This window comes from Pseudomonas sp. P4_B3, assembly GCF_056402295.1.
In genome coordinates, this window is record NZ_JBFUHR010000010.1 from 118,930 (window position 1) to 131,430 (window position 12,501).

Sequence of the window (12,501 nt, forward strand, 5' to 3'; positions counted from 1 at the left end):
CATGGCCTCCCTGAACAAGCAACAGAAACGCGCCAAGCGTGCAAAAGCCAAAGCCAAGCAGATCAATATCCACGGCCGCAAACCCGCCGCGCTGGACGATGACCTTGGCCACCTCGCCGAACCGATCCCGGAATACACCCTGGCGATGTTCAGCAAAATGCGCGACGCGGAAACCGTCAACCGCAGCGAAATGCTCTCGGTGCTGCTGACGAACCTCGCCTTTATCATCATCGACCATCCAGAACTGCTGGACATGGAAAACGCCGATGACGAAGGCATGGCCGCCACCCACCTGGCCGCCGACATGCTGATCGACTACCGCATGTGGGCCGACGGCATGGACCGCGACGCCGCCCAGGCATGGCTGAGCGAGCCGCAGTTCATCGCCGATTTCAGCGCTGCACTGGATGTCTACCGCGAGTCGCTGGAAGTACCGGAAGAAAAAGCCGAGTAAGGGTTACGACTCAAACAAAAACGGCCGCTCGTCATCACTGACAGCGGCCTTTTTAGCTCTGAATCGAGTGCTTTCCTTCCGTCAGGCACCGCGTATATCCCATTGACATATCCAGCGCAAAACCTATCCTTTGGACACATCGCGCCAGCAAAAGCGCAGGAGGTCCAAATGGAACAGACAACCCTTTTCATGAGCAATCGAAGCCAGGCCGTTCGCCTGCCGAAAGCTGTAGCCATGCCAAGCGACGTGAAACGAGTCGACGTCGTCGCCGTAGGTCGAAGCCGAATCATCACTCCCGCCGGTGAAACCTGGGACAGTTGGTTCGATGGCGAAAGCATCACGGCAGACTTCATGACCGATCGCGAGCAACCCGCCGAGCAGGAGCGTGAGTCGTTCTGATGATCAAGTACATGCTCGATACCAACATCTGCATCTTCACCATCAAGAACAAACCACAGGTGGTACGGGAGGCGTTCAACCGTCATCACGGCCAACTGTGCATCAGTGCGGTCGCGCTGATGGAACTGATCTACGGCGCGGAAAAATCAGCAGCGCCCGAAAAAAACCTGGCGGTCATCGAGGGCTTCGCCGCCCGACTTGAAGTCCTGCCCTTCGACAACGAAGCAGCAGCGCACACCGGAATGATTCGATCCGAACTGGCAAAGGCCGGCACACCCATAGGCCCGTACGACCAGATGATTGCCGGGCACGCACGCTCACGCGGGTTAATCGTGGTCACCAACAACCTGCGGGAGTTCGAGCGCGTTCCAGGGTTACGCGTAGAAGACTGGGTTCATGTCGACTGAACACAGAACAATCGACAGAAACAAAAACGGCCGCTCGTCATCACTGACAGCGGCCGTTTTGCATTACGCGGTATGGATCAGTTCAGCACCACCGCGCCGCGTTTTTCCAGGTTGCGGCGGCGAGCCACCAACAAGCCGGCCGCTACCACCAGAGCACTGAGCAAGCCGGTCGCGAGAATTTCCACACGATGGGCTTCCTGGAACAGCATGATGGTCAGGGCCGCGACGATGAACACGATCACCGCGTAGGTCAGGCCCGGGAACAGCCACATGCTGAAGACGATTTTCTCACCGCGAGCCACCCGCTGTTTGCGCATGCGCAGTTGCGAGATCGCAATCACCAGGTACACCAGCAGAGCAATAGCGCCGGAGCTGGCCAGCAGGAATTCGAACACCGCCGCCGGGGCCACGTAGTTGGCGAAAGTTGCCAGGAACGCGGCACCAGTGGACAGCATCACCGCCCAGTAAGGCGTACCACTTTTGTTGGTGCGGGTGGACATGGCCGGCGCATCGCCGCGCTTGCCCAGGGAGAACAACATCCGCGACGAAGTGTAGAGCGCCGAGTTCAGGCAGCTGGTCACGGCGACCAACACCACAATGTCGACGATTATCTTGGCATTCGGGATGCCCATGCGTTCAAGCACAGTCTGGTAGGAACCGAGGCTGGCCAGTACCGGGTCGTTCCATGGCACCAGGGCCACGACGATGAAGATCGACACGAGGTAGAACAAGCCGATCCGCCAGATCACCGAGTTGGTGGCCTTGGAGATTTGCTTGCCAGGGTTCTTCGACTCCGCGGCCGCGATGGTCACGATCTCGGTGCCCATGAAGGAGAACATGGTGGTCAGGATGGCACCCAACACCGCGCCCATGCCGTTTGGCAGGAAGCCCTGGGTGTCGAACAGATGGGAAACGCCGCTGACCTGGCTGCCCGGCAGGAAGCCGAAGATCGCCATGAGGCCCAGAACAATGAAACCGATGATGGCCAACACTTTGATCAGGGCAAACCAGAACTCGAATTCACCGTAGTTTTTTACGCTGAAGAGGTTGGTCACGGTCAACAGCATCGTGATGACCAGGGCGAAGGCCCAGATGTCCACACCAGGGAACCAGGCATGCAGGATGGTCGCGGCGGCGTTGGCTTCCAGTGGAATCACCAGCACCCAGAACCACCAGTACAACCAGCCGATGGTGAAACCGGCCCAATGACCGATCGCGCGGTCGGCGTAAGTCGAAAACGAACCGGTGTCCGGCGAGGCAACGGCCATTTCGCCGAGCATGCGCATCACCAGCACCACCAACATGCCGGCGGCGGCGTAAGCCAACAGAACAGCCGGACCTGCAGCGGCGATGGCGTGACCCGAGCCAACGAACAAGCCGGCGCCGATAACCCCGGCAATCGACAGCATGGTCACGTGGCGCGGTTTGAGCCCCTGTTCGAGGCCATTAGAGCTTTGGGTACTGCTCATTAAAACTACCTTTGTAAGGAGAAGCGAATGCGTGCATCCCGTTCGGCGATCCTTCTCGTAAAAAGAAGCCAACAGGGCGTTCTGGATTCTGCACGCAATAATTGCGCCAAAATATTTCAAAACCCTCTAACCCGGCGATCTCGCCTCGACCGGACAGTCATCGCAACCCATTGAATTTAATGGCACTTCGCCAGAGCGTTACCCTGCCACCCACTTTGTGGGGCGAATCAGCGCACCGGAAACACACCTGAAAATGGCTCCGCGCACATTAAAAGTGCACAAGAGGTGCATTTGGCCGGATAGCGCTTCCAACACCCTGTCAAAGCTGGCAACATCGCGCCTTTTTTTGCGGCAGCCGCCGCGCTTTTTATCGACAGGCAAGGTTCAAACGGCTGTTCGGTTGTTGATGGGGCGACAGTCTGCTGCACCGATGCGACAACCTGCCACACGCCAGCCGTTTACCGTCCGTAGCGCTGTTGGCTGCCATTGAAACGCTATGCTAGGTTGGCCGCCTCGCCAGGAAGGCCGCCAACAGCAGGAGCGCAACATATATGAGGAACGCACATGGCTGAGGCCACGCCCGCGCTTGAAATCCGCAACTTGCACAAACGCTACGGTTCGCTGGAGGTGCTCAAAGGCATCTCGCTGACCGCCCGCGACGGCGATGTGATCTCGATCCTGGGTTCCTCCGGCTCTGGCAAGTCCACGTTCCTGCGGTGCATCAACCTGCTGGAAAACCCGCACCAGGGCCAGATCCTGGTCGCCGGCGAAGAACTCAAGCTCAAGGCCGCGAAGAACGGCGAACTGGTGGCCGCCGACGGCAAGCAGATCAACCGCCTGCGCAGCGAAATCGGTTTTGTGTTTCAAAACTTTAACCTGTGGCCGCACATGAGCGTGCTCGACAACATCATCGAAGCCCCGCGCCGCGTGCTCGGCCAGAGCAAGGCCGAAGCCATCGAAGTGGCCGAAGCCCTGCTGGCCAAGGTTGGCATCGCCGACAAGCGCCATGCCTATCCCGCGCAACTGTCCGGTGGCCAGCAACAACGGGCGGCCATCGCCCGCACCCTGGCCATGCAGCCCAAGGTCATCCTGTTCGACGAACCCACCTCGGCGCTTGACCCGGAAATGGTCCAGGAAGTACTTAATGTCATCCGCGCGCTGGCCGAAGAAGGCCGCACCATGCTGCTCGTGACCCACGAAATGGGCTTCGCACGTCAGGTCTCCAGTGAAGTGGTGTTCCTCCACCAGGGCCTGGTAGAAGAGCAAGGATCGCCACAGCAGGTGTTTGAAAACCCGCTTTCGGCGCGCTGCAAACAATTCATGTCCAGCAACCGCTAACGGAGCTATCCACATGCAGAACTGCAAAAAGGTCTTCCTGGCTGCCGCCGTCACCCTGGCGTTCAGCGCCGGTGCCATGGCCGAATCCCTGAAGATGGGCATCGAAGCGGCTTACCCGCCGTTCAACAATAAAGATGCCAGTGGCAATGTCGTCGGCTTCGACAAAGAGATCGGCGACGCCCTGTGCGCCAAGATGAAAGTCGAATGCACCGTCGTGACCTCCGACTGGGACGGCATCATCCCGGCCCTGAACGCCAAGAAGTTCGACTTCCTGATCTCCTCGATGTCGATCACCAACGAGCGCAAGCAAGCGGTGGACTTCACCGACCCGTACTACTCCAACAAGCTGCAGTTCATCGCCAAGAAAGACATCGACTTCAAAACTGACAAGGACTCCTTGAAAGGCAAGGTGATCGGCGCCCAGCGTTCGACCCTGGCAGGCACCTTCATGGAAGACAACATGCCGGGCGTTGAAGTCAAACTCTACGACACCCAGGAAAACGCCTATCTCGACCTGACTTCCGGCCGCCTGGACGGCATCCTGGCCGACAAGTACGTCAACTACGAATGGCTGAAAAGCGACGCTGGCCGTAGCTATGAGTTCAAGGGCGATCCAGTGGAAGAAAGCGACAAGATCGGTATTGCCGTGCGCAAGAAGGACCCGATCCGCGAGAAGCTGAACACCGCGCTGAAAGAAATCGTCGCTGACGGCACCTACAAGAAGATCAACGACAAGTACTTCCCGTTCAGCATCTATTGATTCTGACCTGCCTGACCGGCGCTGCCGTTTGACGGCGCCGGTTCTCGGCCTTGCCTGCCGCGATTTGAAAAGAAATCCATGATTATCGACCTCTACGGATTCGGCCCGGCGCTCGCCGCTGGCGCGCTGATGACTGTGAAACTGGCACTCTCGGCCCTGTGCCTGGGGCTGGTACTCGGTCTGCTCGGCGCCTTGGCCAAGACCTCCCCGTACAAGCCGCTGCAATGGCTTGGCGGCACTTATTCGACCCTGGTTCGCGGCATCCCTGAATTGCTCTGGGTGCTGTTGATCTACTTCGGCACGGTCAACCTGATGCGTGCCCTGGGCGAGTTCTTCGGCAACCCCGACCTCGAACTCAACGCTTTCGCCGCCGGCGTGATTGCACTGGGCCTGTGCTTCGGCGCCTACGCCACGGAAGTGTTTCGCGGCGCGATCCTCGCCATCCCCAAAGGCCATCGTGAAGCCGGCGTGGCCCTGGGCCTGTCGAAGTGGCGCATCTTCACCAAGTTGATCATGCCGCAGATGTGGCGCATCGCCCTGCCCGGCCTGGGCAACCTGTTCATGATCCTGATGAAAGACACCGCGCTGGTGTCGGTGATCGGCCTGGAAGAAATCATGCGTCATGCGCAAATCGGCGTGACCGTCTCCAAACAGCCGTTCACCTTCTTTATGGTGGCCGCGTTCATGTACCTGGGCCTGACGGTGCTGGCGATGACCGGCATGCACTTCCTGGAAAAACGCGCCGCTCGCGGCTTCGCGAGGAGCACCCAATGAACTGGGAAGTCATCATCAAGTGGCTGCCGAGACTGGCCCAGGGCGCGACCCTGACCCTGGAACTGGTGGCCATCGCCGTGATCGCCGGTTTGCTACTGGCCATTCCACTGGGCATCGCCCGTTCGTCGCGCCTGTGGTGGGTGCGGGCATTTCCCTACGGCTACATCTTCTTTTTCCGTGGTACGCCGTTGCTGGTTCAGCTGTTCCTGGTCTACTACGGCCTGGCGCAGTTCGACGCAATTCGAAACAGCTCGATGTGGCCGTACCTGCGCGATCCGTTCTGGTGCGCCACGGCGACCATGACCCTGCACACAGCGGCCTACATCGCCGAGATCCTGCGCGGCGCTATCCAGGCGATTCCACCGGGCGAGATCGAAGCGGCACGGGCACTGGGCATGTCCAAACCCAAAGCGCTGCTCTACATCATCCTGCCGCGTGCCGCGCGCATCGGCCTGCCGGCCTACAGCAACGAAGTGATCCTGATGCTCAAGGCCAGCGCCCTGGCCAGCACCGTGACCTTGCTGGAACTGACTGGCATGGCCCGCACCATCATTGCCCGGACCTACCTGCCGGTGGAGATCTTCTTCGCCGCGGGCATGTTCTACCTGGTGATGGCCTATGTGCTGGTGCGCGGCTTCAAGCAGCTGGAGCGCTGGCTGCGCGTCGATGCCTGCCAAGGGCGTTGATACCGGCGTGTTGACGGGCGAGATCCTGCTAGCCCGTTTCACCGCGCTGGATGCTTTTCTGACAGAGCATCAGGCACTGTGGAAACCCCGACCGTTCACTCATCTACAGCTACCCTGGGAAGCGTCCTACCCGGAGCTGGCCGCATGGCTACGCGAGCGAACGCTGGACGACGCGGAAAACGCTCACAACCAACCTGCCCTGCTGAATGCGCCGGAGCCCTTTGCTTGCCTGGCAATGATGTCCGTTGCCTTGAGTGCGGTGGATGAATTGCCCGCACGCACACTCGAAGCGGCCGGCCATCGGTTGAACGTCGATGTGCCGGGGCGCAAATGGCAACAGATCGAAGCCTTCGCCAGTCGATTGCAGTTTTCCGAGGCACCGCGGCATTGGCTGGACTGGTGCTCGGGCAAGGGACATCTGGGGCGCCGCCTGCTGCAAGCGGGGCAACAACTGACATGCCTGGAATACGACCCGGCACTGGTCACCAGCGGCCAGGCACTCAGCCAACGTCATCACCTGCACGCACTGCATATCGAACAGGATGTGCTCGCGGCAGACGCCGCTTGTCTACTGAGTGCGCATCACACGCCCGTCGCGCTTCACGCCTGCGGTGATTTGCATGTGCGACTGATTCAACTCGCCAGCGCAACAGGCTGCAAACAAATCGCCATTGCGCCGTGCTGCTACAACCGGATCGGTCTTGCCCAATACTCGCCGATTTCCTCAGCCGCCAAAGGCTCCGGCTTACAGCTTTCCCTCGACGACCTCGCATTGCCCATGAGCGAAACCGTTACCGCCGGTGCCCGCGTGCGACGTCAACGCGACACCTCCATGGCCCGGCGTCTGGGCTTCGACTTGCTGCAACGGCAACTGCGCAGCATGGACGAGTACCTGCCAACCCCTTCCCTGCCCAGCGCCTGGCTGGACAAACCCTTCGCCGATTACTGCCATCACCTGGCCGCACTCAAAGAGTTATCCACAATCGTCCCGCAAGATTGGCCAGCCCTCGAAGCCGCCGGTTGGCAGCGCCTGGCCGAAGTGCGCAACCTTGAACTACTACGCGGACTTTTCCGACGTCCACTGGAACTTTGGCTGGTCCTTGACCGGGCACTTTTCCTCGCCGAACAGGGCTACAGCGTCCGCATCGGCACCTTCTGCGAAACCCCGCTCACGCCGCGTAATTTCCTGCTCCTGGCCGAACGCGCTTAAACACATTCGACCTGTGGATAACTCTGTTGATGGAATTATCGTGGATCCAATATTCATGCCAGTTTCAGGGCTAAAACCATATTGTTCATTTTTTCTACACTCGGATAAAAAATCGAAAAAACAGGCATTTGCGGACAAATGAGAACGGATCCACACATTCGACTTAAACCCAGTGCGCTGCCGATGGCATTGTGCATAAGCATTTAATCAAAACGACATAAATGCCTAATCCCGGATCGCAGACAGGGGAAATTGCACCGCTGCACTTCTCTTGATATACACAAACGCCAGGGCGCCAGCATGCGCGGCCACGAACAAGAACATTCTTCCGACAGGATGCGCCAGTGACTTTCATTTCTTACGCACAGAATTTCGAAGACATACGCCTGTGGCGCGCCCTCAAAACCGTCGAGAACGGCTTCTACATCGACGTCGGGGCAAACCATCCCACCCATGATTCGGTCACCAAGGCGTTCTACGACAACGGCTGGACCGGCATCAACGTCGAACCGATGCCCAACTACTACGAAGCCCTGTGCCAGCAACGTCCCAAAGACACCAACCTGCAATGCGCGGCCGGTGAAAGTGCTGACGACCTGACCTTCTACGGCATCGCCGGCACCGGCCTCTCGACCCTCGACCCGGCCATGGCCAAAATGCACAAAGACGCCGGCATGGACGTGCGCAGCCAAACGATCAAATCCCGCACCCTGACCTCCATCTGCGAAGAACACGCCCGGGGACGCGCCATTCACTTCCTCAAAATCGATGTCGAAGGCCACGAAGAAACCGTCCTGCGTGGCATGGACTTCACCCAATGGCGACCATGGGTAATCCTCATCGAAACCCCTTGGGACCGCGACCAGACCTGGGAAAACCTCGTCATTGACGCCGGCTACCAATCCATCCTGTTCGACGGCATCAACACCTACTACCTCGCCGAAGAACACCTGAACCTCAAACCCGCCTTCGACATCCCGCCGTGCAACCTGGACGAATTCCAGTTCTGCAAAGGCCACAACTTCAGCCACCCCATCGGCGACACCGAACACCAGCTCGCCGCTGCCCTGCAACGCGCCGAACAGGCCGAAGCACAGCTGCGCGCAATGCAAAACAGTCGAACCTGGCAAGCCATTCAGAAACTCAAGAAAACCCTGCTGCGCGCCTGACCTGAAGCTCGAACAAAAATAGTCAGAATTCAGGGGTTTACAGAAGCCAACCAATCGCTATAATCGTCGCCCTGACACGCCGGTATAGCTCAGATGGTAGAGCAACTGACTTGTAATCAGTAGGTCCCGGGTTCGATTCCTGGTGCCGGCACCACATTAGGCTCCATTGCATTCTACTGAATGCTCTGGAAGCCCCGAAAACCCGCCATTTGGCGGGTTTTTTCGTTCCAGGACCCTCTGTCGGGATCCAACAAAATCCCCCTTCCCCGAGGGTATGTTAGGGGTACTGCGATTTTCCGGTCAGGAGCGCGTACCCCTATGCCACGTCTAGCGATCCCTCTCAGCGACCTGCAATGCCGCACGGCCAAAACCCGCGAGCGCGCCTACAAACTGTTCGACGGTGGCGGCATGTACCTTTTCGTCAAACCCAATGGCGTGAAGACCTGGCGCTTGAAGTACACCAAGCCCAACGGCAAGGAAGGTACGCTCATCATCGGCAATTACCCCATAGTTACCCTTTCAGTCGCACGGCGTAAGCGAGACGAAGCCAAGGCATTGCTGCTCGACAACCTCGACCCAATGGAAGAAAAGAAGAAGGCCAAGATCGTAGCCCAGCGGGCGGCACTGCTTTTCGAAACCGTCGCCCTGGAGTGGCACGCTGATATGTCCCGCCGCTGGACCGAAGGCCACGCAAAAACCGTAATGAGCCGACTGCGCACCCACGTCTTCCCGCTGATCGGCCAACGCCCCATCGCTGAACTCGATACCCATGACCTGCTAGAAATCACCCAGCGCATCAAGGAACGCGGCACCATGGATGTGGCGTTAAGGGTACAGAATTACTTATCCACCATCATGCGCGGGGCAAAAAGAGCCCGGCAGATCACCATGAATCCTGCACTGGATCTGGCAGGCTCGATTCACGCGCCGCGCACAGTCCATCGCCCGGCCCTCTCCCTCAACCGCCTACCCGAACTGCTACACCGTATCGACAACTACAACGGCCGCGAACTGACGCGCCTTGCCGTCCTGCTCACGCTGCATGTATTCGTCCGCTCCAGCGAACTGCGCTTCGCGCGATGGAGTGAGTTCGACCTCCAACGCGCCATGTGGGAAATCCCCGATACACGCGCACCGATTGAAGGGGTACGCAACTCCACACGTGGGACCAAGATGAACGGCGACATTCAAATGGTTCCGCTATCGCCGCAGGTCATCGAAATACTGGAGCGCCTGCGAAGCCTCAGTCGCTTTTCAGAGTTGGTGCTACCGGGCGACCACAAGTACTGGAAGCCCATGTCCGAGAATACGGTGAACACCATGCTCCGTAACGTCAGCTATGACACCAGCAAGGACGTGTGCGGCCACGGCTTCAGGACCATGGCCTGTAGCGCTCTGCTGGAGTCCGGGTTATGGACCGATGCAGCCATCGAAAGACAAATGAGCCACAAGGAACGCAACCGCGTGCGCGCCGCGTATATCCACAAGGCCGAATTCCTCGAACAGCGCCGGCTGATCATGGCGTGGTGGAGCAACTACATCGACGCCAACCGCCATGGGCATGTGACTCCCCACGAGTTCGCTCACCCAGTTGGCGACAACATCACTGCCCTACAAAATAGCCGTGGCGCATCCAAACGTGGGTAAGCCAATGAGATCACCGCAGTCCGCCCTTCCACGCGGGTCCATCCAAGCGGGGCTGCAAAGCCGCCCTGCTTGGATGGACCTCATTTAAAAAATCTAAAGCCCACGCGACTGTCTGTGGAAAACCACTGATTTCCACCGGTGGATAATTTCATCCACAGCCGCAGAATCCCCGAAAATTCGAGCCTTGACCCGAATTATCCACAGGCGTAGAAAAGATCGGGCAAAGCGCTGTCGTCGACAGCAACCCAGGTAGCCAGAACCTTTGAGGCTACGCCACACCGTGGTGGTTCTCCCAAAGTGCGATTAGCGTCCGGCGGCTCGCACAGTCACTCACCGAGTGATGGATGCCTACTTCAGATCATTGCCATTGCGGCAAATACATCCCCCTACCCAGCTGCCCTGCAGCAACCTATCCGCTTGGCCATTTCACTGCGCCAACCTGCGCCCGTCTCTTTCTTCTAGAAAGAGACGGGCGCTCGTACCGCTGCTGCAGCCCAACTCGTACAAGGCTTTGCGGCATTTCCCCTCGTGACAATCGGCGTGACAAACACCGAAATCACCAGCAACAGCGATGCAGATGATGGTGCCGCAACCCAAGGAACGGACTGCACCTGACTGACAGTCAGGCATGCCCCGGTCATCGCTTCACTGCCTTCACCCGACTCAGGATCTCGCGGCGCCGGTCTCGTCAGCCAGTGCAGCCTCCACCCGCCCACGTCTTCGGAAGTGTTCAGGAGGCCAGATCATGAAATGCCCAAGCTCCCGGTCGTAAAGAGCCGCCAGTCCCGCGTTAGTGGACAACCCTCACAGGTCGCAGGGGCCTTGATCCCTGATAACACTCAACATTCTTGGCGGGATGACGTGGGGAAGGTTTCAAAGGTTTGGTTTCGGGAGGAGTTTGATCATGCCACTGGTGGGCAGGCGAGATGGGCGCAATTTTGGCTATGGTCGGCAGTTGAGCTATGCCGGGCCGCAGGCATTGCGGGATCTGTTTGGTAGCGGGCATTACGGCACGGTGAAGGCGCACAGTGATCGCTGGCAGGCGTTTGTTCGGTGGTGTCGGTCGGAGGATGGACCAGGATTTAACGATGCGCGACAAATTGATCGGCAGACCTTGCTGGACTACGCCGGATATCTGCGTCAGCAAGTTGAACAAAGCGCTATAGGCATCGCCACCGCGCAAACCGATTGTCCAGCCTGAACCGGACCCTGGCTGCGCTTCGCGGTGATCCGTATGTGAAGGTCGTGAGTCCGAGCAAGGCGTTGGGAATGCGGCGCACCAGTGTTCGTCATTCAGTGCCGCAAGGCCAAGACCGCGAACAGGTGAAGCGGATCGTAGAGGTGCTTTGCGCACACCAGCAGCCGCGCGCCGCGGCCATCGTGCAGTTGGCGCGAGCCACTGGCATGCGCTTGCGCGAGGCCATTTTGGCCGACCTTCCCCGCCTAAAACGTGAAGCCGAACACTACGACAAAATCAACATCCAGGACGGCAACAAAGGTGGCCGCGGCGGCGCAACCGCGCCTCGTTGGATCACGGTGGATGACCATATTCGCGAAGCGCTCAGGTACGCCGAACAGGTTTCGCCCGATGGTGGCCGCAACCTGCTGGCACCGAACGAAAGCTACCTCGATTTCTTGCAGGGGATCGTCCGCCCCGCCCGAGATATCCTCCATACGCAAAATCTCAAAGGCTTCCACGAATTGCGGGCAGCCTATGCTTGCCAACGCTATGAGCAAATCACCCATCATCTTGCGCCCATCAACGGTGGCAGGTGCAGGCGCCTCAATCCACGTCTTGATCGAGAGGCACGCTTACAAATCAGCTATGAGCTCGGACACGGCCGTATCGATGTGGTATCGGCGTACATCGGTGGCCGAGCATGAGCAAGCCATTCGATATGGAGCTGTTCCTGGCGGGAGTCCTGACCGGATCGCACACCACCCGCCAACGCCACCTGCGTCAGGCGAAGGCTATCCAAACAGCGATCGCTGAGCGCTGGCAACGCGACAATCCATGGACTTGGCAGAGAAAACACCTTGCGTGGTTTTTGAATCACAACCTAAACCAGCACACTGAATCGACGCGCTATTACTATTTGCTGACCATGCAATTACTCACTCATCGCTTAGGAAAACTCTGGCAGTTCAACCGCTAAACGAAGGTCAGAAAACGGCCAAGACCAGTCGG

General features: G+C 58.7%; 12 protein-coding genes, 1 tRNA gene and 1 pseudogene. 13 read left to right on the forward strand and 1 reads right to left on the reverse strand.

Features of this window, described 5'->3' with window-relative positions; all coding sequences use genetic code 11:
* Position 1: 1 nt before the first annotated feature.
* From AC1DWG_RS13560 to vapC, 3 genes are all read left to right on the forward strand, one after another.
* The gene (locus AC1DWG_RS13560; protein WP_477763789.1) at positions 2–454 is read left to right on the forward strand and encodes a hypothetical protein; all 453 of its coding nucleotides are present in this window, start codon (positions 2–4) and stop codon (positions 452–454) included.
* A gap of 168 nt (positions 455–622) precedes the next feature.
* Positions 623–853: a type II toxin-antitoxin system VapB family antitoxin gene (gene vapB / locus AC1DWG_RS13565; protein WP_223544571.1), complete on the forward strand. Its 231-nt coding sequence runs from the start codon at positions 623–625 to the stop codon at positions 851–853.
* Positions 853–1,260 carry a type II toxin-antitoxin system tRNA(fMet)-specific endonuclease VapC gene (gene vapC / locus AC1DWG_RS13570; RefSeq protein WP_477763788.1) on the forward strand — a complete coding sequence of 136 codons (408 nt, stop codon included), beginning with the start codon at positions 853–855 and terminating at the stop codon, positions 1,258–1,260. The genes vapB and vapC overlap by 1 nt, the downstream gene beginning before the upstream one ends.
* A 77-nt stretch (positions 1,261–1,337) precedes the next feature.
* On the opposite strand, the gene gabP is transcribed toward vapC, so the two are convergent.
* On the reverse strand, positions 1,338–2,729 hold the full coding sequence (gabP, locus tag AC1DWG_RS13575) for a GABA permease (RefSeq protein ID WP_477752658.1): 1,392 nt from the start codon (positions 2,727–2,729) through the stop codon (positions 1,338–1,340).
* A 564-nt stretch (positions 2,730–3,293) separates the two neighbouring features.
* On the opposite strand from gabP, the gene AC1DWG_RS13580 reads away from it, so the two are divergent.
* From AC1DWG_RS13580 to AC1DWG_RS13625, 10 genes and pseudogenes are all read left to right on the forward strand, one after another.
* On the forward strand, positions 3,294–4,067 hold the full coding sequence (locus tag AC1DWG_RS13580) for an ABC transporter ATP-binding protein (RefSeq protein ID WP_007972784.1): 774 nt from the start codon (positions 3,294–3,296) through the stop codon (positions 4,065–4,067).
* 13 nt (positions 4,068–4,080) lie between these two features.
* Complete coding sequence (locus AC1DWG_RS13585; RefSeq protein WP_477787890.1) at positions 4,081–4,827, forward strand: ABC transporter substrate-binding protein; 747 nt, start codon at positions 4,081–4,083, stop codon at positions 4,825–4,827.
* A 78-nt stretch (positions 4,828–4,905) separates the two neighbouring features.
* Entirely contained in the window at positions 4,906–5,601 is a 696-nt protein-coding gene (locus AC1DWG_RS13590) for an ABC transporter permease (protein ID WP_008046524.1), read from the forward strand.
* Positions 5,598–6,287 carry an ABC transporter permease gene (locus tag AC1DWG_RS13595; protein WP_477787891.1) on the forward strand — a complete coding sequence of 230 codons (690 nt, stop codon included), beginning with the start codon at positions 5,598–5,600 and terminating at the stop codon, positions 6,285–6,287. The genes AC1DWG_RS13590 and AC1DWG_RS13595 overlap by 4 nt, the downstream gene beginning before the upstream one ends.
* Positions 6,268–7,497, forward strand: a complete 1,230-nt coding sequence (locus tag AC1DWG_RS13600; RefSeq protein WP_477787892.1) for a methyltransferase — start codon at positions 6,268–6,270, stop codon at positions 7,495–7,497. The genes AC1DWG_RS13595 and AC1DWG_RS13600 overlap by 20 nt, the downstream gene beginning before the upstream one ends.
* Positions 7,498–7,841: 344 nt before the next feature.
* A complete protein-coding gene (locus AC1DWG_RS13605; RefSeq protein WP_477787893.1) occupies positions 7,842–8,666 on the forward strand; it encodes an FkbM family methyltransferase in 825 nt (274 codons plus the stop codon).
* A gap of 78 nt (positions 8,667–8,744) precedes the next feature.
* A tRNA-Thr gene (locus AC1DWG_RS13610) sits at positions 8,745–8,820 on the forward strand.
* Between the two features lie 164 nt (positions 8,821–8,984).
* Positions 8,985–10,313: a tyrosine-type recombinase/integrase gene (locus AC1DWG_RS13615; protein ID WP_477787894.1), complete on the forward strand. Its 1,329-nt coding sequence runs from the start codon at positions 8,985–8,987 to the stop codon at positions 10,311–10,313.
* A gap of 904 nt (positions 10,314–11,217) precedes the next feature.
* A pseudogene (locus AC1DWG_RS13620) lies at positions 11,218–12,197 on the forward strand (integrase domain-containing protein).
* The gene (locus AC1DWG_RS13625; protein WP_477787895.1) at positions 12,194–12,469 is read left to right on the forward strand and encodes a hypothetical protein; all 276 of its coding nucleotides are present in this window, start codon (positions 12,194–12,196) and stop codon (positions 12,467–12,469) included. Before AC1DWG_RS13620 ends, AC1DWG_RS13625 begins: the two are co-directional and overlap by 4 nt.
* The last annotated feature ends 32 nt before the right edge of the window (positions 12,470–12,501 follow it).